At 73.5% G+C, this 19,399-nt stretch carries 19 protein-coding genes and 1 tRNA gene; 10 read left to right on the top strand and 10 right to left on the bottom strand.

Annotated features, from left to right (window positions below; translation table 11 throughout):
* Window positions 1–439 precede the first annotated feature (439 nt).
* On the top strand, window positions 440–1,201 hold the full coding sequence (locus ABEB00_RS11015) for a peptidoglycan-binding domain-containing protein (protein ID WP_345619134.1): 762 nt from the start codon (window positions 440–442) through the stop codon (window positions 1,199–1,201).
* Window positions 1,202–1,253: 52 nt separating this feature from the next.
* On the opposite strand, the gene ABEB00_RS11010 is transcribed toward ABEB00_RS11015, so the two are convergent.
* Window positions 1,254–1,916, bottom strand: a complete 663-nt coding sequence (locus tag ABEB00_RS11010; RefSeq protein ID WP_345619133.1) for an HAD-IA family hydrolase — start codon at window positions 1,914–1,916, stop codon at window positions 1,254–1,256.
* 449 nt (window positions 1,917–2,365) lie between these two features.
* On the bottom strand, window positions 2,366–2,947 hold the full coding sequence (locus ABEB00_RS11005) for a TMEM165/GDT1 family protein (protein ID WP_345619131.1): 582 nt from the start codon (window positions 2,945–2,947) through the stop codon (window positions 2,366–2,368).
* 524 nt (window positions 2,948–3,471) lie between these two features.
* On the opposite strand from ABEB00_RS11005, the gene ABEB00_RS11000 reads away from it, so the two are divergent.
* The 3 genes from ABEB00_RS11000 (at window position 3,472) to ABEB00_RS10990 (ending at window position 6,484) form a co-directional block, all read left to right on the top strand.
* Window positions 3,472–4,116, top strand: coding sequence for an HNH endonuclease family protein (locus tag ABEB00_RS11000; protein ID WP_345619130.1), 645 nt, complete (start codon window positions 3,472–3,474; stop codon window positions 4,114–4,116).
* Window positions 4,117–4,227: 111 nt separating this feature from the next.
* Window positions 4,228–5,865: an alkaline phosphatase D family protein gene (locus ABEB00_RS10995; protein ID WP_345619128.1), complete on the top strand. Its 1,638-nt coding sequence runs from the start codon at window positions 4,228–4,230 to the stop codon at window positions 5,863–5,865.
* Window positions 5,866–6,016: 151 nt separating this feature from the next.
* The gene (locus tag ABEB00_RS10990; RefSeq protein WP_345619126.1) at window positions 6,017–6,484 is read left to right on the top strand and encodes a DoxX family protein; all 468 of its coding nucleotides are present in this window, start codon (window positions 6,017–6,019) and stop codon (window positions 6,482–6,484) included.
* Window positions 6,485–6,572: 88 nt separating this feature from the next.
* On the opposite strand, the gene ABEB00_RS10985 is transcribed toward ABEB00_RS10990, so the two are convergent.
* Window positions 6,573–7,145 carry a superoxide dismutase family protein gene (locus tag ABEB00_RS10985; protein WP_345619124.1) on the bottom strand — a complete coding sequence of 191 codons (573 nt, stop codon included), beginning with the start codon at window positions 7,143–7,145 and terminating at the stop codon, window positions 6,573–6,575.
* A gap of 276 nt (window positions 7,146–7,421) precedes the next feature.
* On the opposite strand from ABEB00_RS10985, the gene ABEB00_RS10980 reads away from it, so the two are divergent.
* Window positions 7,422–8,069 carry a DedA family protein gene (locus ABEB00_RS10980; RefSeq protein ID WP_345619122.1) on the top strand — a complete coding sequence of 216 codons (648 nt, stop codon included), beginning with the start codon at window positions 7,422–7,424 and terminating at the stop codon, window positions 8,067–8,069.
* 13 nt (window positions 8,070–8,082) lie between these two features.
* On the opposite strand, the gene ABEB00_RS10975 is transcribed toward ABEB00_RS10980, so the two are convergent.
* A complete protein-coding gene (locus ABEB00_RS10975; protein WP_345619120.1) occupies window positions 8,083–8,313 on the bottom strand; it encodes a DUF2277 domain-containing protein in 231 nt (76 codons plus the stop codon).
* A gap of 58 nt (window positions 8,314–8,371) precedes the next feature.
* Between ABEB00_RS10975 and ABEB00_RS10970 the strand changes: the two genes are divergently transcribed.
* The gene (locus ABEB00_RS10970; protein ID WP_345619119.1) at window positions 8,372–8,725 is read left to right on the top strand and encodes a hypothetical protein; all 354 of its coding nucleotides are present in this window, start codon (window positions 8,372–8,374) and stop codon (window positions 8,723–8,725) included.
* An 89-nt stretch (window positions 8,726–8,814) separates the two neighbouring features.
* Here the strand turns inward: ABEB00_RS10970 and ABEB00_RS10965 are convergent.
* Window positions 8,815–8,889: transfer RNA gene (locus tag ABEB00_RS10965), tRNA-Val, on the bottom strand.
* Window positions 8,890–9,140: 251 nt separating this feature from the next.
* Between ABEB00_RS10965 and ABEB00_RS10960 the strand changes: the two genes are divergently transcribed.
* From ABEB00_RS10960 to ABEB00_RS10950, 3 genes are read left to right on the top strand one after another with little or no spacing between them, the layout of a single operon-like run.
* A complete protein-coding gene (locus ABEB00_RS10960) occupies window positions 9,141–10,505 on the top strand; it encodes a coiled-coil domain-containing protein (protein ID WP_345619117.1) in 1,365 nt (454 codons plus the stop codon).
* Between the two features lie 51 nt (window positions 10,506–10,556).
* The gene (locus ABEB00_RS10955) at window positions 10,557–10,778 is read left to right on the top strand and encodes an FmdB family zinc ribbon protein (protein ID WP_345619116.1); all 222 of its coding nucleotides are present in this window, start codon (window positions 10,557–10,559) and stop codon (window positions 10,776–10,778) included.
* A 48-nt stretch (window positions 10,779–10,826) separates the two neighbouring features.
* On the top strand, window positions 10,827–11,588 hold the full coding sequence (locus tag ABEB00_RS10950; RefSeq protein ID WP_345619115.1) for a DedA family protein: 762 nt from the start codon (window positions 10,827–10,829) through the stop codon (window positions 11,586–11,588).
* Here ABEB00_RS10950 and ABEB00_RS10945 read toward each other — a convergent pair.
* The 3 genes from ABEB00_RS10945 to ABEB00_RS10935 all read right to left on the bottom strand — a co-directional run bounded on the left by ABEB00_RS10945 (window position 11,530) and on the right by ABEB00_RS10935 (window position 16,063).
* Entirely contained in the window at window positions 11,530–12,342 is an 813-nt protein-coding gene (locus tag ABEB00_RS10945; RefSeq protein WP_345619114.1) for an HAD family hydrolase, read from the bottom strand. The two genes, ABEB00_RS10950 and ABEB00_RS10945, sit on opposite strands and share 59 nt — an antisense overlap.
* Window positions 12,342–14,831, bottom strand: a complete 2,490-nt coding sequence (locus ABEB00_RS10940; protein WP_345619149.1) for a phosphoribosyltransferase — start codon at window positions 14,829–14,831, stop codon at window positions 12,342–12,344. The genes ABEB00_RS10945 and ABEB00_RS10940 overlap by 1 nt, the downstream gene beginning before the upstream one ends.
* Before the next feature lie 65 nt (window positions 14,832–14,896).
* Window positions 14,897–16,063: an HpcH/HpaI aldolase/citrate lyase family protein gene (locus ABEB00_RS10935; protein ID WP_345619112.1), complete on the bottom strand. Its 1,167-nt coding sequence runs from the start codon at window positions 16,061–16,063 to the stop codon at window positions 14,897–14,899.
* Window positions 16,064–16,268: 205 nt separating this feature from the next.
* Here ABEB00_RS10935 and ABEB00_RS10930 point away from each other — a divergent pair, with 205 nt between their 5' ends.
* Complete coding sequence (locus ABEB00_RS10930; RefSeq protein ID WP_345619110.1) at window positions 16,269–17,246, top strand: TerD family protein; 978 nt, start codon at window positions 16,269–16,271, stop codon at window positions 17,244–17,246.
* Window position 17,247: 1 nt separating this feature from the next.
* Here ABEB00_RS10930 and ABEB00_RS10925 read toward each other — a convergent pair whose 3' ends face one another.
* Entirely contained in the window at window positions 17,248–17,982 is a 735-nt protein-coding gene (locus ABEB00_RS10925) for a TerD family protein (protein WP_345619109.1), read from the bottom strand.
* 201 nt (window positions 17,983–18,183) lie between these two features.
* Window positions 18,184–19,326 (bottom strand): DUF475 domain-containing protein, encoded by a 1,143-nt coding sequence (locus ABEB00_RS10920; protein ID WP_345619108.1) that lies wholly within the window; start codon window positions 19,324–19,326, stop codon window positions 18,184–18,186.
* Window positions 19,327–19,399: the final 73 nt, after the last annotated feature.

The raw sequence follows: 19,399 nt of genomic DNA, 5'->3' as shown, positions 1-19,399 counted from the left end.
GCAAGGGCAGCCGGGTCCGCAGAGGCGGGGGGAGTCTCTGGGGCCGGTGGGGGCGGGGGGACCGCCGGGGCAGGCGGATCATCCGTGCCCGCAGTGCGGTGCCCGGCGGAAACCGGACAACACCCCTGCCTGCGGTTGCGGCGCCCGCGCGGCCGACGCCGTACGCGAGACGCGCACGGCCGAGGTGGCGGCGGCGGAGGACTTCGATCCGCTGCGGATACGGCCGTACGTCGACCTGGAGGGGGACGGTACGGAGGGGGACGGTACGGGCAGCGACGGTACGGCCCGTGGCGGTGGTGAAGGCGCGGGTGCGGGTACCGCGGGCGCGGGTACTGAGGGCGCGGGTGAGCGTACTGCGGGCGCGGGTGCGGGCGCCGCTTCCGCGGCCGCGGGTGACGACTCCCCGACCTCCGTGCTGCCGACGCCCTTCGCTCCCCCGGTGACCGCTCCCAGCGCCACCGACCTGAGTCTGTTCGAGGGCGCGGCGGGTCTCGCGCAGGGGCGCGGGGCCGGCCAGTACCCGGCCGACGGCGAGCCGGCCCGCCGACCTGGCCGTAGCCGGTCGGTGCTGGTGAGCGCCGCGGGCGCGGCGGTCCTCGTGCTGGGCGTGGCCGGGTTCGCCGGCGGCCTGTTCTCCTACGAGTCGCCCTCGCGGGACAGTGCCGCACAGGAGGTACGGGCGGGCGTTCCGGCCCCGTCGACCGGCACCGCGTCCGCGGCGGCGGCCACCGGTGCCGCCTCGGCGCCGGCCTCGCCCTCGCCGTCGGAGCCCTCCGGTTCCGCGTCGGCGAGCGGGAGCGCGTCGCCCTCGGCCTCCCCTTCGGCGTCGAGTGCCTCGCCCTCGGCGCCCGGTGCCGATCCGACCCTCTCGGCGACCTCGACCACGTCCGGCACCCCGGCGACGGCGCCGGAGGAGGACGGCCCGGACGAGGAGGACGACGACTGGGACGGGGACGGTGACGGTGACGGGGTGGAGGGCTCGGTGCTGCGTCGCGGCGACCGGGGACCCGAGGTCACCGAACTGCAGCGGCGGCTGGGGCAGCTCCACCTCTACCTGGGGGACGACGACGGCGACTTCGACAGCAGGGTCGAGGACGCCGTCCGCACCTTCCAGTGGGCCCGCGGCATCCGGGACGAGGAACTGGGGACGTACGGGCTGCGGACCCGGGAGCAGTTGGAACGCGAGACCCGGGAGCCGTAGCCGCAGCCATGTCCGTAACCGGTCGTGGTCGTCGGGCGGGCGGGGTCGCGCGTCAGCCGATGCGCAGGAGGACCGTTCCGTCCGGCGCGGCGTCCACCCGTACGCGTGTCAGGTCCGCCACGACCACGTCGGGGCCGTGGGCGGCCGCCCGGGGTCCGATGCCCACCACTCGCATCCCGGCGGCGCGCGCGGCGGCGATACCGGCACCGGAGTCCTCGAAGGCGACGCAGTCGGCCGGGGCGACGCCCAGTTCGGCGGCGCCCTTGAGGAAGCCCTCGGGGTCGGGCTTGCTGGCGCCGACGGACTCCGCGGTGACCCGGACGTCGGGCAGGGCGAGCCCGGCCGCGCCCATGCGGGCGGTGGAGAGGGCCACGTCGGCGGAGGTCACCAGGGCGTGCGGGAGGCCGCGCAGGGCGGCGAGGAACTCCGGCGCCCCCGGGATCGGGACGACGCCCTCGGTGTCGGCGGTCTCCTCGGCGAGCAGGCGCACGTTGTCGGCGTAGTTCTGCTCCATGGGGCGCTCGGGCAGCAGGATCGCCATCGAGGCGTAGCCCTGGCGGCCGTGGACGACCCGCATGACCTCGTCGCCGTCGAGGCCGTTGCGGCCGGCCCAGCGCCGCCAGACGCGCTCGACGGAGGCGTCGGAGTTGACGAGGGTGCCGTCCATGTCCAGCAGCAGGGCACGGGCGGAGAGCTGGGTCGGGGTGGCCGTCATCGGCGAACTCCAAGAACACGGAGGCGGGGGGCGGTGCGCGTCCCGCAGGGGCGGGGACCGCGTCCCCGCGGTGGGCGGGAGACCGTGTCCGCACGGTGGGCGGGGGCGCGTCCCCGCGAGGGGCGGGGTCTCGTCCCCCGGACCGGCGGGTCCCGGACTCCCCGGACACAGAGCGGCCCCGCCCGCCGGTCAGGGAAAACGAGCGGGAGCCACTTTGTTCCCCCACGGTACAAAACGCGTGGGGGATCGCGCCAGCGGCCCGCGGAATCGTTCATCCCGCGTTCAGCGGACCAGCCGGACACGAGGACACGGACACGGCAGCACGACGGCGCAGGCACGGCAGCACGACGGCACGGGCACGGCAGCACGACGGCGCGGGCACGGCAGCGCGGCGGCACGCCGGACGGACCAGGCGCCAAGAACGGACCGGACTCACCGAACCGCCGGCCTCAGCCCGTCACCGCCTCCCACAGGCTCCACACCCCGAGGGCCAGCATCAGTACCGCCGCGATCTGCGTGATCAGCCGCAGCGGCACCCGCTTCATCAGCGCCCTGCCGCCGACGATGCCGAGCCCGGCCACCGCCCACAGGGCGAGCACCGCGCCCAGGCCGACGGAGAGCGGGTCGTCGTAGCGGGCGGCGAGGTTGGCGGTCATGATCTGCGTGAGGTCACCGAACTCGGCGACCAGGATGAGCATGAATCCGGCGCCGGAGACCTTCCAGAAGGACTGGTTCTCGGGCTTGCGGACCTCTTCCTCCTCCTCGTCCTTCTTCATCAGCAGCACGGCGGCGCCGCCCAGGAAGAGCACTCCGGTGATCGCGTGCACGAGCTGCTGCGGCAGCAGGGTCAGCACGCTGCCGGCCGCGACGGCGAGCACGACGTGCAGCGTGAACGCGGCGGCGACGCCGGCGAAGACGTAGGAGGCGCGGTAGCGGGTGCCGAGGACGAGACCCGCGAGGGCGGTCTTGTCCGGGAGTTCGGCGAGGAAGACGACGCCGAAGACCACAGCCGTCACGGTGAAGCTGATCAAGGTTCCTCAATCGGTCGGGGCCGCCCCCACCGAGAGTGCTCCGAACCCTTCGACGCACGACACCCCGGCAGCGGCAGCGCACGGTCCGCCCGCGCCTGACGGGCACGGGCGTGCACTGCTTGCCGAAGGTCTCGCCGGCCGGTCCCGCGTGCGGGTCCTGCCTCCGGGCGCCGGCTCAGACGAGCTGAGCAGTATGTCGACGGTCCGGCGAAGAGCTACTCCCCTTCTGCGCCGTCCATGGTACGCGACGCCGAGACCGCCGTACGCGACGCCGAGACCGCCGTACGCGATGCCGAATCCGCCGTACGCGACGCCGAGACCGCCGTACGCGATGCCGAATCCGCCGTACGCGGCGCCCGCCGCGCCACGGTGGCGGAAAATACGCACCCCGCATCCCGGTCCCGCACCTTGTCGTGTCATGAACACGTCATTAACGTCTCACCGAGCGCTCATCTCCCCGCAACACGGCGCCGCGAGCATTCCTTCGCTCGCGCCCGACACCCCCCACCGTCAAGGGAGTTCGCATGCCGAAGTTCTACGCGCGTCGACGGCTGAGCATACTCGCCGGCCTCATGACCATGACAGCCTCCGCCGCGCTCTTCAGCTCCCCGAGTGCCTCCGCCGCCCTGCCCACCCCGGTCAGCGCCGCCACCGCCCGCACCTACCTCGCCTCCCTCACCGTGGCCACCGAGAACCGCACCGGCTACGACCGCGACCTCTTCCCGCACTGGATCACGCAGTCGGGCACCTGCAACACCCGCGAGACCGTCCTCAAGCGGGACGGCTCCGGCGTCGTCACCGACTCCGCCTGCGCCGCCACCAGCGGAAGCTGGTACTCCGTGTACGACGGCGCCACCTGGAGCGCCGCCTCCGACGTGGACATCGACCACCTGGTCCCGCTCGCCGAGGCGTGGGACTCCGGCGCGAGCGGCTGGACCACCTCGCGCCGCCAGTCGTTCGCCAACGACCTGACCCGCCCGCAGCTCATCGCCGTCACCGACAACGTCAACCAGGCCAAGGGCGACCAGGACCCCGCCACCTGGATGCCATCCCGGACCGCCTACCACTGCACCTACGTCCGCGCCTGGGTGCAGGTGAAGTACTACTACGGCCTCAGCGTCGACTCCGCCGAGAAGTCGGCGCTGCAGAGCAGCCTCGCGGGCTGCTGACCAGGCTTGACGACCGGGCCGCCGGGCCGATGCCCCGGCGGCCGCCCCCGCAAGCTCGCCCCTTCCCCCGTCGTTCCGTACCGTACGGGGCGACGGAGGAGGGGATCTGAGATGGGCGAACTGCGCCTGGGACCGCTGCTGAGGTACGCCGACGGTTCGTCCGCGACCGTATGGGTCGAGGCGGACGGTCCGAGCACCGCCGAGGTGCGCTGCGCGGACGGCGCCGGCGGCACGACCCGCACCTTCCAGGTGTCGGGACACCACTACGCCCTGATCGCGGTGGAAGGGCTGACACCGGGCACGGCGACGCCGTACGAGGTCTTCCTCGACGGCACGCGCGTGTGGCCGTTGCCCGACTCGCCCTTCCCGCCGTCGGCGATCCGCACGCCCGTGACCGAGGACGCCACCGTGCGCGTCGCCTTCGGCTCCTGCCGCTGGGCCGCTCCGGCCGCCGGCGAGAAGGACCCCGTGGGCCCGGACGCCCTGGACACCCTGTCCGCCCGGGTCGCGGCCGACCCGGAGGGCGAGCGGCCCGACGTCCTGCTGCTCCTGGGCGACCAGGTGTACGCCGACGAGGTCTCCGACCGCACCCGCCGCTGGCTCGCCGCCCGCCGCGACCTGGACCGGGCGCCCGGCGCCGAGGTCGCGGACTACGAGGAGTACACCCACCTCTATTACGAGTCCTGGCTCGACCCGGAGGTGCGCTGGCTGCTCTCCACCGTGCCGAGCTGCATGATCTTCGACGACCACGACGTCATCGACGACTGGAACACCTCCGCCGCCTGGCTCGCCGACATGCGGGCCACACCCTGGTGGCGCGAGCGGCTGCTGAGCGGCCTGATGTCGTACTGGGTCCACCAGCACCTGGGGAACCTGTCCCCCGCGTCGCTGGCCGCCGACCCGCTGTACGCCGCCGTCCGGGAGGCGGACGACGGCACGGACGCGCTGCGCTCCTTCGTCGCGCGGGCCGACGCCGAACCGGAGTCCGTCCGCTGGAGCTACCGGCGCGACTTCGGCCGCGTACGGCTGCTGATGGTGGACAGCCGGGCCGCCCGGATCCTCGACGAGGACCGGCGCTCGATGCTCGGCGCGGGCGAGGAGGAGTGGCTGCGCGACCAGGCCCTGGACGACCGCGGCTCCTACGACCACCTGCTCCTCGGCACCTCGCTGCCCTGGCTGCTGCCGCACCTGGTGCACGACGCCGAGGGGTGGAACGCCGCGCTGTGCCGGGGCGAGCGGGGGGCGCGGTGGGCGCGGTGGGGCGAGAAGATCCGGCGCGCCGCCGACCTGGAGCACTGGGCCGCCTTCCCGGCCTCCTTCGACTCCCTGGCGGGCCTGATCGCCGAGACCGGGACGGGTCCCGAGGCGCCCGCCACGGTGTGCGTGCTCTCGGGGGACGTCCACCACGCCTACATCGCCGAGCCGTCCTGGCCGCGGGGCGGGCCCGACGCCCGGGTGGTGCAACTGACCTGCTCGCCGGTCCACAACTCGGTTCCGCTCTCGATCCGGCTCGGCTTCCGCTTCGGCTGGAGCGCGCTCGCCCGCGCGCTGGGCCGGGGCTTCGCCCGGCACGGCCGCCTGCCGCGCCCGGCGGTGCGCTGGCGGCGGCACGGCGGGCCCTGGTTCGGCAACCAGCTCATGACGCTGACGCTGCGCGGACGCGCGGCCCATCTGCGGCTGGAGCGGGCCCGGGTGGAGGACGACGGGGCTGCGGCCCTGCGCACGGTGACGCGGGAGCGGCTGTCCTGACCCGGAGCTGTCGAGTCGCTGTCGATCTCCGCCGGATCGAATGTTGAACTTGTAAGCACTGGTTAGGTCTGCCTAACGTGGAGGCTCCACTTCCGTCCCCCCGAAGTGACCGGCTCCTCACAGCCGGTCCCACCGAAGGAGTGCCCCCCACATGACCGGACGCCTCGACAGCGCCCAGCCGTACGCCGTCGCCCTGTTCCGCACAGTCGTCGGCCTGCTCTTCGCCTGCCACGGCGCCGCCTCCCTGTTCGGGGTGCTCGGCGGCGCCGCCGGCACCGGCGGCGGCACCGTCGACGCGGGCGCCTGGCCCAACTGGTACGCCGCCGTGATCCAGCTCGTCGGCGGCGTCCTGGTGATGCTCGGCCTCGGCACCCGGGTCGCCGCGCTCGTCTCCTCGGGCTCGATGGCCTACGCGTACTTCAAGATGCACCAGCCCGGCGCCCTGTGGCCGATGGAGAACGGCGGCGAGGCGTCGGCCATGTTCTGCTGGGCCTTCCTGCTGCTGGTCTTCACCGGTTCCGGCGCCTTCGGCCTGGACCGGCTGCTGGCCGGGCGCGGCCCGGAGCGGCGGCGGGAGCAGGACGGTTCGGCAGCGGACCGTACCCCGGTCTCGGTCTGATCCGTTCCGACACGACGTATCCGGGAGGTGCCCGCCGCGTCCGCGCGGCGGGCACCTCCTCGCTCCTCGTCCGGTCCGCCCCGCCCGCTCAGCCGTTCGCGGTCGGGCGGAAGGGCACCGTGAGGCAGCCGACGCGGGCCCCGGAGTTGCCCGGCCGGTCGTGGACGACCACGGAGGACGCCTCACCCGGCCTGAATCCCCAGTCGTGGCGGGCCTCGGCCGCGCCCGTGCCGTCCGGGCCGGCGGTGAAGTCGAGCCAGACCTCGTTGCCCGGATGCGCGGCGGCCGGGTCGGCGGAGGGCTCGTGCTGGTAGTGCCCGCCCGCGGCGGCGGGATCGGCCCCGCAGGGCTCGCGGTGCACATGGACGCCGTACTCGTGGCCCGCCCGCATGCCGCGCACCCGCAGCGACACGGCGTTCGCCCCGTCGCGCGCGGTGTGCTGCCGCACCTCGATCCACGCGCCCGCCGGGACCAGTCCGGGGTCGTACGTCAGCGCCGCCGGCGAGGTCTCCCCGCCGGGCGGCGCGAACCGCGCCTCCGTGCGCAGCACCGGCTCATGGGCGCCGCCGGCCGGGGCGCCGCCCGCGAGCACCGCCGCGGCCAGGGCGGCCGCCACGCCTGTCGCGCCCGCCGCACCACCCGCGCCTATTCCTGCCACCATGTTCTGTTCCGTTCGTCCGTTCCGGTGTGATGGGCCGCGGAGCGGTGAAGTCCCGCCCCGGGTGCGGTGATCGCTCCCCGCGCCCAGCCCACCGTCGTTGCTACGGGAGGCCGGCTCCCGCCGCCCCCCGGACACGGCAGCCGGGTGAACCGTCCGTGACCGGCGGACGAGGCCCCTGTGAACCCTCCGTCACACCTCAGGCGTACGCTGTATGGCTGTCATCGGTCTCCCCTGTCGTCCGCACGTCGCGGCATGGTCGGCCCGCGGGGGGAAGGCATGGGAGTCACGGTGTTCGAGAGTGTGGGGTCGCTGGTCAGCAGCCCTTGGATCTACGCGCTGGTGGCTTCCTCGGTCCTGCTGGACGTGTTCCTTCCGGTGCTGCCGAGCGGGGTGCTGGTGATCGCGGCGGCGACGGCCGCGGCGGCCGGCTCGGGCGCCGCCACCGGGCAGGTCCCGCACGACGTCCCCGACATCCTGCTCCTGACGCTCTGCGCCACCACCGCCTCCGTCCTCGGTGACCTGGTGGCCTACCAGCTCGCCTGGCGCGGCGGGGCGAGGCTGGACCGCGCGATCGCCCGCTCCCGCCGGCTGACCCGGGCGCAGGAACGTCTCGGCGCGGCGCTCGCCCGCGGCGGCGGCCTGCTCGTGGTGCTGGCCCGCTTCGCCCCGGCCGGCCGTTCGATCGTCTCCCTGGGCGCCGGGGCCGCGCACCGGCGCGCGCGGGAGTTCGTGCCGTGGTCCGCCCTGGCCGGGCTGGCCTGGGCCGCCTACAGCGTCGCCCTCGGCTACTTCGGCGGCCAGTGGCTGGGCACGACCTGGCTGGCGACGGGGGTGTCCTTCGCCGCGCTGTTCGGCGCGGGGGCGGGCGCGGCCTACCTGATGCGGCGGCGGCCCGCGGTCGCGGAGACCTCGTCTCCCTCCTGACCCGCGGGAGGGCTCACCCCGCCCGCCGGGCGGGCGTGCCCCGGACCTCCAGGTCGGCCAGGAGTTCGGCGGTGGCGGCGGCCACCGCGTCCACGGCCCGGTCGAACACCTCCTTGTTGTGCGCGGCCGGTGCCCGGAATCCGGAGACCTTGCGCACGTACTGGAGGGCGGCGGCCCGGACCTCCTCGTCGGTGGCCTCCTCGGGCAGCACGGGCGGTCGTAGCGTCTTGATACTGCGGCACATGCCCCCAGTGTCGCGCAGGAACGCGCGCCTCAAAATCGAACAGGAGTATCATTGAGGCGTGGCTACGACCTACGACTTTCCCAGTGACCTCCTCGCCGGTCAGGAGGAACTGCACCAGGTCCGGGCCGAGCTGTCGGCCCTGCTGAAGAGACTGCCGTGGTCCGTGGCGCCCCTGCCCGGCTTCCACGAGGACAACGGCTGGCGCAAGGTCGAGCGCGCCGCCTCGCCCGGCTGGTCGGCGGACGAACAGGCCGAGGTGGAGAAGTTGCGGCAGCGCGAGCGCGAACTCGCCGTCTTCGTCACCACCCACCGCTACTGGACGCACGTCACCGGTTCCGAGCGGGTGGAGGCGCGCACCCGCCTCAAGCACACCCACGACACCCCGCCCGAGGACACCGGCCGGGAGGACTGAACACACCGACCGGACACACCGGGAACGACGGGAGGCCCCCCGGAAGATCTCTTCCGGGGGGCCTCCCGTGCCGGCCCTGGGGCCGGTCCTGGTGGGCGCGGACGGTTTCGAACCGCCGACATCCTGCTTGTAAGGCAGGCGCTCTACCCCTGAGCTACGCACCCAGGACGAGTCGACAGCCTACATCGCCGGGGGCACCGCCCCGCAAACCCGTGTCCGCCACCGGCCCGGATCGAGGTCACCCGGTGGTTCACGGGCACGGTGGTCGTGACCGCCCGCACGAAGGACGGCTCCGTACGGCGAACCGACCGGCCCGTGTGTTCGTCCCTCTCGGGTGGGAGAATGAACCCGGGCAGGGCGGACGACACGGGAGAGGGATGTGACGGCGACACCATCGCAGCCGAGGAAGCCGCCGATGGTGCCGCGCGCGCCGCACCCGCCGCCCGCCCGCCGGACGCCCGGTGCGCTCCGGGACGCGCTCACGCTGCTGGGCTGGCCGCTGGTGGCCGTACTGGCGCTGCCCGCCGCGTTCGCCGGCGGCGGCACCCGGCGCTGGTTCGGCGGCCGGGGCGAGGGCCAGCGGGCCCAGGCGCAGGCCGCGAAGGACGACGCGGCCGCCGCGTTCTACGAACTGGACACCGCCCAGCGGGATCTGCGCATCTCGATCGAGACGATCACGGCGGTGGACGACTCCCCCGCCGCGCGGCGCGCGGTCGCCGACTTCGAGGCGCTCGGCCGGCGCATCGACGAGGTCAGCCGGCAGTACATCGAGGCCGTCGACGCCCACGACCTGGACCGTGACGACCTGGAGACGTCGGCCGCCACCCGGGCCCGCACGGAGCTGTCCGCCGCCAAGGACGAACTGGGCCGGGTCAAAGGGGAACTGGACCGGTACACCGAGGGCCTCGGTCCCCTGCTCGGCAAGGCCGAGACCCAGTTGGCCCGGCTCGCCCCCGCCGTGGAACGGGCCCGGCAGTCGCTGCTCGCCGCCACCGGCGCCCTGGACACCGTCCGCGCCTCGGGGCTCAGGGCGGACGCCCTCGCCGCCCGGCTGGCCGCCCTCGCCCCGGAGCTGACCAAGCTGAACCAGGGCGCCGGCCGGCACGGTGTACCGGGGACGCTGGAGCGCGCCGAGCACGTCGCCCGGGCGGCCGAGGCGGTCCGCGCGGAGGCCGCGCGGCTGCCCGCGCAGGCCGCCGAGACCGACAAGCGGCTGGTCTCGCTGCGCACCCGCGCCCAGGCCCTGACCACCCGCGCCGAGGCGGTCGAGCCGATCCTCAGCGAACTGCGGCGGCGGTTCACGGCGAGCTGCTGGCAGGACCTCCAGCACGTACCGGAGCAGGCGGCCGAGACCGTCCGGCAGGCCGAGCGGAGGCTGGCCGAGGCGCGGACCGCGCGGGAGGAACAGCGCTGGCCCGACACGACCGCCCTGCTCTCGACGGTCCGGGCCCTGCTGAACGAGACCGACGAGGCCGTCTCCGCCGCGGGCGACCGGCTGCGCCGGCTGAACGCCGTGCAGAAGGACCCGCAGCAGGAGATCGAACGGACCCGGTTCGCGATCCGCGACGCGCAGCGGCTCGCCATGGCCGGCCGCAACACCCCCGACCCGCGCCACGCCCGCCCGCTGGACGAGGCCGTGGCCCGGCTGGAACGGGCGATCGGCACGCTGGCGGGCAGGCACCCCGACTACTGGCACTTCCTCACCGAGACGGACGAGGTCCGGCGGACCGTGTCGCACGTGGTCGCCGGTATCCGGGAGGAGCGCGGCGCCGGTCACTGAGCGCTCCCGCGCCCCCTGGGCCCGCCCACCGGCGCCGGTTAACCTGTGCGCATGCCTCGTTACGAGTACCGCTGCCGCAGTTGCGGCGACACCTTCGAACTGAGCCGCCCCATGGCCGAGTCCGCCGCTCCCGCCAGTTGTCCGGCGGGCCACGCCGACACGGTGAAGCTGCTGTCGACGGTCGCGGTCGGAGGATCGTCCGCCGCCCCCGCCCCGGCACCGCCCTCCGGCGGTGGCGGCGGCGGTTGCTGCGGCGGCGGCTGCTGCGGCTGACCTGCTTCCTCAGGTTCCCTTCAGCCGCCGTTGCCTAGCGTGGCCGTCATGACAGCCATCGCAGCGCGGACGGCGGCGGACAGCGGGGCCGCACCGCAGTGGATCACCGACCTGATGGACACGCTGGGCGCGCCCGGGGCGGGGATCGCCATCGCCCTGGAGAACCTGTTCCCGCCGCTGCCGAGCGAGGTCATCCTGCCGCTGGCGGGATTCGCCGCCGGTTCCGGCCGGATGGGGCTGATCGCCGTCCTGCTGTGGACGACGGCCGGCTCGGTCGTGGGCGCGCTCGCCCTGTACGGGATCGGCGCTCTGCTGGGGCGCGACCGCGTGGTGGCGCTGGCGGGGAAGCTGCCGCTGGTGAAGGCGGCGGACGTGGCGAGGACCGAGGCGTGGTTCCTGCGGCACGGCACCAAGGCGGTCTTCTTCGGCCGGATGATCCCGGTCTTCCGCAGTCTGATCTCGGTGCCGGCCGGCGTCGAGCGGATGCGGCTGCCGGTCTTCCTCGCGCTGACCACGCTGGGCAGCGCGCTGTGGAACACCGTGTTCGTGCTCGCGGGCTACCTCCTGGGGGACAACTGGTCCCAGGTGACGAGCGTCGCCGCCACGTACTCGAAGGTGGTCCTCGCGGGCGCCGCCCTGGCGGTGCTGGCCTTCGTGGCCGTGCGGGCGGCGCGCCGCCCGGGTGCCGGGCGGGGCGAGCGGGGCGGGCAGGACGGGCAGGACGGGCAGGACGAGCGGGACGAGGTCGGCGTCAGCCTGCCGGAGGCGTCGCGCGCAGGAACTCGCGGAGGATCCGCTCCCCGGCCGTGACCCCCCGCTCGGGCAGGGCCGTGATCGTCGGTCCGGCCCAGCCGGTGTCGGCCAGTTCGCCGTGGCCGGGGCGCCAGCCCCGGTCGGCGGCGAGCAGCAGGTCGGCGTCGAGGAGGGAGTCGCCGGCGGCGAGGGTGAGTTCCGCGCCGGTGCGGCGGGCGACCTCGCGCATGGCGGCGCTCTTGGTGAGCGGCCCGGGGACGGCGTAGAGCTTGCGGCCCTGGAGGGAGACGGTCCAGCCGTGGTTCGCGGCCCACACGGCGAGTTCCTTCACCCAGTCGCCGGGCAGCAGGTCGCGTTCGACGACGAGGTAGGCGAAGAGGTCCTCGGCGACCCGGTGCTTGCGCACCCAGCCCGGGTCGGCGGTGGCCAGGAGATGCGCGCGCACCTCGTCCAGCGGGGCGCACTCCTCGGCGAGCCGTGCGGTCACCCGGGCGTGCCAGTCGGCGTCGCTGACGCCGTCCACCAGCAGATGGCCGCCGTTGGCGCAGATCGCGTACCGGGCGGGGGCGCCGGGCAGCCCGACCCGCCGGTACTGCGCCCGGGTCCGCGTCGTGGTCGGCACGAAGACCGTCCGCTCACCGAGTTCGGCGAGCAGCGCGGCGGCGGTCTCCGTCAGGTAGGACAGCGGTTTGCCGTCGTAGACCTCGACGCACAGCAGGCGGGGCGCGTCCTGGTCGGGCATGGTCAGGTCGAGGGCGGCGGCGGAGTAGATGAGGGTGCGGTCGAGGTCGCTGGCGACGAGGACGGGCATCAGACCGCCACCGCCCGGCCGTCGGCGCCGGTCGCGCCGCGCGTGTAGCGCGGGTGGATCAGGCCGACGCAGGTGTAGGGCAGGTCGGCGACCTCTTCCACGGGGACGCCCCGCTGGTCGGCGAGGAGGCGGACGTGGGTGAGGTCGGCGCCGGCCCCGGCCCGCGCCAGGACCTTCCAGGGGACCCGGCGCAGCATCACTCGGGTGGTCTCGCCGACGCCGGGCTTGACGAGGTTGACGTCGTGGATGCCGTACTCCTCGCTGATCCGCTCGACCGCCGCCCAGCCCTCCCAGGTGGGGGTGCGGTCGGCCGCGAGCAGTTCCCCGGCCTGGGCGGTGACGGCGTCCAGCACCTCGGGGAAGCGGGCGGAGACCGCGTCGAGGAAGACGGGTGAGAGGTCGGCGCCGGCGAGTTCGCGGTAGAACTTCGCGCCGTGGAAGTCGTGCGGTCCGACCAGGTCGGCACGGAGGACGGTGCGGGAGATCAGGCCGGAGACGGTGGAGTTGAGGCAGGCGGAGGGGATCAGGAAGTCGTCGCGGGTGCCGTAGGTGCGCACGCAGGAGCCGGGGTCGGCCAGCACGGCGATCTCCGGGTCGAACCCGCCGATGCCGTCGGACACCTCGAACGCGTCGAGGGCGGCGGCGAGTTCGCGGGTGATGGCGCCCTTGCCGGTCCAGCCGTCGACGAAGACGACGTCGGCGGGGTCGTGGTGGGCGGCCAGCCAGCGCAGCGCGTTGGCGTCGATGCCCCGGCCCCGGACGATCGACACGGCGTAGTGCGGCAGGTCGAGGCCGTGGCGGAACCGCGCCCAGCGGCGCATCAGGACGCCGACGGGGGTGCCCGCGCGGGCGAGCGAGACGAGGACCGGGCGCGGGGACCGTTCGGCGAGGACGATCTCGGTGACGGCGCCGACGGCCTGTGCCATGCGGTCCGCCGAGGCCGCGAGCGCCTCGTGGAACAGGTCCTGGTACTCCTCGCTGGGCTGGTACTCCACGGGCAGCGACTCGGCGTAGTGGGCGCCGCCGCTCTGGATGGCCTCCTCGCGTTCCTCGGTGGGCGCCTCCAGCGTCACGTCCGAGAGGTCCCGCAGGAGCCAGCCGACCTCGTCGGGGGCGTACGAGGAGAAGGCGGGGCCGCGGAGGGGCTCGGGGAGCATGGCGGGGCTTCCTCCAGGAAGATCCGGGGCGGACGGGGCCGCGGGGACGTGGGACGGGACGACCACGAGCAGGACGTGCGGGACGTGCGCGGCGAGCCGGGCCAGCAGGCCGTCGGGCGCGTGCAGCGCGGGGGTGTCGGCGCGCGAGTCGACGACGGCGACGACCGTGTCGAAACCGGCGCCGGCCACGTTGTAGGCGTACCGCTCGCCGGGGCCGTCGGCCGGGTCGTCGTGGGCGGGGAAGACCAGGCGGGTGCGTATCGCGTAGCCGGGGTCGTCGACGGCGAGGACGGGCGAGCGGGTGGTGGTGGAGTAGCGGACCTCGGCGCCGACGACCTGTTCCAGTTCGTGGGCGAGGCGCAGGGGGGCGTACATCAGTTCCTCGAAGCCGAGGACGAGCACGCGGCCGTGGTCCGCGGCGGCGGGCAGGGCCTCGGCGAGCCGGGCGGCCATGGCGGGCAGGGCGCTCTCCAGGCGGGCCCGGTGGGCGGGGGTGAAGCCGTGCCGTCCGCCGTCGGGCAGGCCGCGCGGCCAGCGCAGGTCCACGCGGCGGACGGTGCCCGCGGCGGAGGCGGGCGGCAGGGGGCGGGCGGCGGCCGCCGCCTCGTGTTCGGCCACCAGGCGCTGCCCCTTCTCCAGCACGCCCTCCGGCAGCCGGACGGTGCCGGAGGCGGCGGTGACCAGGTCCACGCGGGCGCCGATCTCCCGGGCGAACCGAGCCAGGCGGCCGGCGTCGGCGGGCGAGCGCATGTCCACCAGCGCCACCACCACGTACCGGCCGCGCGGGTAGCGCTCGTGCAGGGTGCGGACGGTGTTGAGCACGGTGTTGCCGGTGGAGAACTCGTCGTCGACGAGGACCAACGGCCCCCGGCCGGCCAGCAGCGCCGGGTCGGCGGGCAGCAGCAGATGCGAGGTGGCGTGCGAGTGGGACTCCTCGAAGCCGCCCGCCGGGGCGACGCCGTCGACCGGGCGCCGCGTGGAGTGCAGGTAGGGGGCGGTGCCCAGGCCGTCGGCGACCGAGTGGCCGAGGCCGGTGGCGGTCTCCGCGTAGCCGAGGACCACGGCCGTACGGGCTTCCTCGGCGCTCAGCAGGTCCCGTACCCGCCGGCCGAGGGCGAAGCCGTGGCCGTGGACGACGGACGGCGACTGCGGTACGTGCTTGCCGAGCACGTGGGAGACGAGCAGGTGCGCCCGCTTGGGGTTGCGGCGCAGGGCGAGGCCCAGCAGGCCGGTCAGCTTCTCGTCGCCGACGAGGCCGACGCCGAGCCGGTCGGCGACCCATGCGCCGGTCCAGGTCCCGGCGCCTTCGCGGGCGGGCGGCCGCTCGTCCATGTGGTCCTGTCTGCGGTTGTCCACTGCGTGATCCATGATCCCTTGTGCTCGGTGGGGGGTGTGCTTCAGTCGGACAGGCCGGCGGCGAGCAGTTCGACGAAGCCGATGTCCTCGTTGGCGACACCGAACACCTCGGCGCGCAGCAGGGTGCGCTCGGCCCAGGCGCGGTGCGGCTTCACCTCGTTCATCTTGTTCGTGTACGCCGACCTCAGCACACCGCCGCCGCAGCGCTCCGGGCGGAGGATGTCCTGGGCGTCGCTGAACTCCTCGTGGCTGACCACGGAGAGCGCGTGCACCGGGAGGACGTGGGAGGGGTGGATGCAGGTCTTGCCGAGCAGGCCGTTGACCTGGTCCAGGGAGATCTCCCGGAGCAGTCCGTCCATGGCGTGCTCGATCAGGCGCGCGCGCAGACCGGCGGCCTGTCCGTCCAGGAAGGGGCTCTGGCGCAGTTGCGGCTTGAACATGCGCTCCTGGGCGCGGAAGTACTCCCAGACCGGTCCGGTGACGGTGAAGCCGGTGCCGTCGGCGCGGCCGAGCATGTTCACCACGTCGGCGATCACATTGGCGACGATCTGGACGTCGTAGGCGGTCATGTCGGGGCTGCGGCGCAGGCCGTAGGAGGAGCAGAAATCGGTCACGCCGAGCCGCAGCGCGAGGACCCGGTCGCGGTACTTGTCGACCGCCCGGAAGATGCCTTCCAGCGTGTGCACGCGTGACTCGCGGTAGAGCAGTTCCGGGGACTCCAGGACGGGCATGGCGAACAGGCGCCGGCCCGAGGCGGCCTCGGCGGCGGACATCGCCTCCAGGAACGGTATGCCGCGTTCCTCGGTGAACTTGGGCAGCACGAACCCGGAGAGCACCGCGACGGCGGGGCCGAGGCGCCGGGCCAGGTCGGTGATCTGCTCGGGGGTGCGCACCCGGACGAAGAGCAGGGGCAGGTCCGGCGCGGGCCGCCCGGCCAGGTCGGTGAGCTGGCGCACCAGGTTCTCCTCACCGGCCGGCACGTCGGCGTCGTCGATGGAGTCCTCCAGGCAGAGCACCATCGAGACCACACCGCGCGCGGCCTGCTTGAGGATGTCGTCGGCCAGTCTGGGCCGGGTGGCCGGGCTGTAGAGCGTGGCTCCCAGGGCCGCGGCCAGCAGCCGGGCCGGGGAATCGGCGGTGAACGCGCCCGGCTCCTGGTGGAACAGGCGCTTCCGCACCTCGGGGGCGATGTTCCCGAAATGACGCATATGAACTCCCCCGATATCTGGGCGACCTGTGAAACGTCGGAAGGTGGCCGGTAATAGTACGTAGGAACCTATGTCCGCAGTTCCCACCGGGTATGAATTCCAGGTAACCCGGCCATGTCGGCCGCACCGGGCGGTGCGGCCCGCATCGGTGCGAGTACCCGCCCCCGCGTTGTCGTGACCAGGACCGAGAAGGCAGGATGACGGCATGACGCACGCGATGCTGAAGGGGTCGAACGTCCCGCTGGAGGCCACCACGGTACGGGCTGTACTGCGCTGGGCGCCCGGCCCGGGGGTGCCGGACGTCGACGCCTCCGCACTGCTGCTGGGCCCCGACGACCGGGTGCGTTCCGACGAGGACTTCGTCTTCTACAACCAGCCGCGGCATCCGTCCGGGCAGGTGTGGCGGCTCGGCAAGAAGCGGGTCGCCGAGGGTCTGACCGACACGATCCAGACAGACCTGACGGGCGTCGAGCCGTCGGTCGGCCGGATACTCCTGGTGGCGTCGGCGGACGATGTCCCCTTCGACCGGGTCGGCTCGCTGCGCATCCTGCTGTACGACGCCGCGGCCGACGACACCCAGCCGCTGGCGTACTTCGACGTCAGGCCGGAGACCGGTGCGGAGACCGCGCTGATCTGCGGGGAGCTGTACCGGCGCGGGGAGAGCTGGAAGTTCCGGGCGCTGGGCGAGGGCTACTCCAACGGTCTGCAGGGCCTGGCGACCGACTTCGGCATCCTGGTGGACGAGTCGGACTCCCTGGACACCGAGGCGTCCGACGCGTTCTACCTGGCGCCCGCCCGGCCCGTCGCCGCCCCGCCCGAGTACCCCACGTCGGCCCCGACCGCGCCCGTCCACCCCCCTGCGGCCCGGACGGCGCCCGCGCACTCCCCCTCGGCCCCGACCACGCCCGGCCGGCCACTGCCGCCGGAGCAGCCCGCCGGGGTGCCCGCCCAGTCCTCCTACGGCTATCCGCAGCAGCCCCCGGCGACGCCGCCGGCCTACGGTTACCCGCAGCCGGCCGGACAGTCCACGTACGGCTATCCGCCCGCGCCCGCGCCCACCCCGGCGACGGTGACCGGCACACAGTCCGGCTACGGCTATCCGCAGCCGGCGGCCGCGGCGCCCGTGGTCCCCGACCCGGAGTTCCGGATGCCGCCGCAGGGGCCGCAGTTCCTCGGCCGGTGAGTCAGCGGGCCGTCGCCTTGTAGCCGCGGCCCCACTGCAGGCCCCAGCCGTAGAGCCGGTCCAGTTCGCCCTGGAAGCCGTAGACGAACTTCACCTCGCGGCGCACGATGATCTCGCCCTTGACGTTCTCGATCATCACCACGGCGCAGGACCGGGCCTGCGGGTGGCGTTCGTCGAGGCTTATCTCGATCCGGGGGCCGTTGCTCGGGTAGAGCGTGACGCTGGCGTGCGTACGGTCGAAGGCGGGCGTCTGGTCGTAGATGTAGGCGAAGACCAGGAGCCGCTTGATGGAGTCGCGGTGGTCGAGGTTGACGTAGATCGTCTCGCCGGAGCCGGAGCCGAACCGGTCGTCGCCGCTGAGCTTGACGTACGGCGCGGCGTTGACGTCGCCGAAGTAGCCGCCGAGCGGCTGGACGACGCCGCGCGAGCCGTCCTGGAGTTCGTAGAGGCAGCCCAGGTCGAGGTCGACGTTGACCATGCTCTGGCTGTGGCCCATGACCTCCGGCGGCTTGAGCGCCTTGAGGGGGTGGCGCAGCAGGCTCTCGCGGTGCGCGCCGCCGATGTCGGAGGTCCGCATCCGCCAGGCCAGGTTGATCCGGAGGTTGCCGGTGGCCGCGCCCTGCTTGGTCAGCGAGACGTGGTTGTGCCGTTTGGTCAGCTCGATGGCGTTGCTCGCCGCGCTGCCCGAGTCGAAGTCGGCCTCCCGGCCCCGCCGCAGCCCGTCGAAGAAACCCATTCCCGCCCCCACATGTCACACATCAGCACCTCATCGAAAGGCCGCGGGTCCTTCGTCGCACCCGCAGTCCTGACGCCGACGGGGCGGCGCCGAGGAGTCGTCCTCGACGGCCGCCCCGTTCAGAGCGTTCCTCGTCCGGAGGCGGTTCACACCAGCGGCGCCGGGGCACCGGGGGCGAACCGCATCCTTCGATCAGGGGTTTCACACCCCGGAGGAGACCTCCGCCTGCTGCTCGCCGCCCGGTCCGCCGGCCTCGGCGAGCCGCTTGTTGCGGCGGACCGAGGACCAGAACGAGGCGCCGATCAGCACGACGCCGATGAGACCGGTGACGATCTCGTTGATCTCGTACTGGATGGTGACCAGCAGGATCACGGCGAGGGCGCCGATGGCGTAGTGGGCGCCGTGCTCCAGGTAGACGTAGTCGTCCAGGGTGCCCTGGCGGACCAGGTAGACGGTGAGGGACCGGACGTACATGGCGCCGATGCCCAGGCCGAGGGCCATCAGGACGATGTCGTTGGTGATGGCGAAGGCGCCGATGACGCCGTCGAAGGAGAACGACGCGTCCAGGACCTCCAGGTAGAGGAACATGAAGAACGCGGCCTTGCCCGCCAGTTTGACCGCCGACTTGGGCTTGCCCGTGCGTGCGGCCTCTTCCTCGGCCTCGTGCTCGCGTTCCTCCTCCTCTTCGAGCTTGTTCTCGAAGTGGCCGGAGAGGCCGCCGACGATCATGTAGGTGATCAGGCCCGCGATGCCGGACAGCAGGACCGTCTCGGCCTTGTCGGCGTGCGCGCCGCCGTGCTGGTGGGCGTGGGCGCCGAAGGTGATCGCGGAGACCAGCAGCACGATCAGGGCGATGCAGGCCGACAGCATGTCGACCTTGCCGAGCTTGGCGAGCGGGCGCTCCAGCCAGTTCAGCCACTTGATGTCACGGTCCTCGAAGATGAAGTCGAGGAAGATCATCAGCAGGAACATGCCACCGAAGGCGGCGATCGACGGGTGGGCGTCGGTCACCAGCTCCTGGTAGCGGTCCTTGTCGGTGAGGGCGAGGTCGACCGCCTCGATGGGGCCGAGCTGGGCGCTGATCGCCACGATCACGACGGGGAAGACCAGCCGCATGCCGAAGACGGCGATGAGGATGCCGACGGTGAGGAAGATCTTCTGCCAGAAGGCATTCATCTTCTTCAGGATTCCGGCGTTGACCACCGCGTTGTCGAAGGACAGCGAGATTTCCAGGATGGTCAGGATCGCCACGATGCCGAAGGCGGTCCACCCCCCGTAAAGAACCGCCGCGACCAGGCCGAGCGCGGTGACCGCGAACGACCAGCCGAAGGTTTTCAGAAGCACTGGCTACCCAATCATCTCTGGGGGTCCCCCCAAGCGAGAGCTTGGGGGAGGGTTTCCCCCACGCCGTACTCGG

It is taken from the genome of Streptomyces ziwulingensis (genome assembly GCF_039542605.1).
GTDB classification, from domain to species: Bacteria; Actinomycetota; Actinomycetes; order Streptomycetales; family Streptomycetaceae; genus Streptomyces; species Streptomyces ziwulingensis.
Note: the sequence above shows the minus strand (reverse complement) of the source record. Positions and strands in the feature narration are given on the sequence as shown.

Coding starts and splice junctions, on each gene's coding strand:
- ABEB00_RS10955 (WP_345619116.1), top strand. CDS start 10,557: ATGCCTCGTTACGAGTACCGCTGCCGCAGTTGCGGCGACACCTTCGAA.
- ABEB00_RS11000 (WP_345619130.1), top strand. CDS start 3,472: ATGCCGAAGTTCTACGCGCGTCGACGGCTGAGCATACTCGCCGGCCTC.
- ABEB00_RS10930 (WP_345619110.1), top strand. CDS start 16,269: ATGACGCACGCGATGCTGAAGGGGTCGAACGTCCCGCTGGAGGCCACC.
- ABEB00_RS10940 (WP_345619149.1), bottom strand. CDS start 14,831: ATGGACGAGCGGCCGCCCGCCCGCGAAGGCGCCGGGACCTGGACCGGC.
- ABEB00_RS10980 (WP_345619122.1), top strand. CDS start 7,422: ATGGGAGTCACGGTGTTCGAGAGTGTGGGGTCGCTGGTCAGCAGCCCT.
- ABEB00_RS10950 (WP_345619115.1), top strand. CDS start 10,827: ATGACAGCCATCGCAGCGCGGACGGCGGCGGACAGCGGGGCCGCACCG.
- ABEB00_RS10990 (WP_345619126.1), top strand. CDS start 6,017: ATGACCGGACGCCTCGACAGCGCCCAGCCGTACGCCGTCGCCCTGTTC.
- ABEB00_RS10935 (WP_345619112.1), bottom strand. CDS start 16,063: ATGCGTCATTTCGGGAACATCGCCCCCGAGGTGCGGAAGCGCCTGTTC.
- ABEB00_RS11010 (WP_345619133.1), bottom strand. CDS start 1,916: ATGACGGCCACCCCGACCCAGCTCTCCGCCCGTGCCCTGCTGCTGGAC.
- ABEB00_RS10925 (WP_345619109.1), bottom strand. CDS start 17,982: ATGGGTTTCTTCGACGGGCTGCGGCGGGGCCGGGAGGCCGACTTCGAC.
- ABEB00_RS10960 (WP_345619117.1), top strand. CDS start 9,141: ATGGTGCCGCGCGCGCCGCACCCGCCGCCCGCCCGCCGGACGCCCGGT.
- ABEB00_RS10985 (WP_345619124.1), bottom strand. CDS start 7,145: ATGGTGGCAGGAATAGGCGCGGGTGGTGCGGCGGGCGCGACAGGCGTG.
- ABEB00_RS10975 (WP_345619120.1), bottom strand. CDS start 8,313: ATGTGCCGCAGTATCAAGACGCTACGACCGCCCGTGCTGCCCGAGGAG.
- ABEB00_RS10945 (WP_345619114.1), bottom strand. CDS start 12,342: ATGCCCGTCCTCGTCGCCAGCGACCTCGACCGCACCCTCATCTACTCC.
- ABEB00_RS10995 (WP_345619128.1), top strand. CDS start 4,228: ATGGGCGAACTGCGCCTGGGACCGCTGCTGAGGTACGCCGACGGTTCG.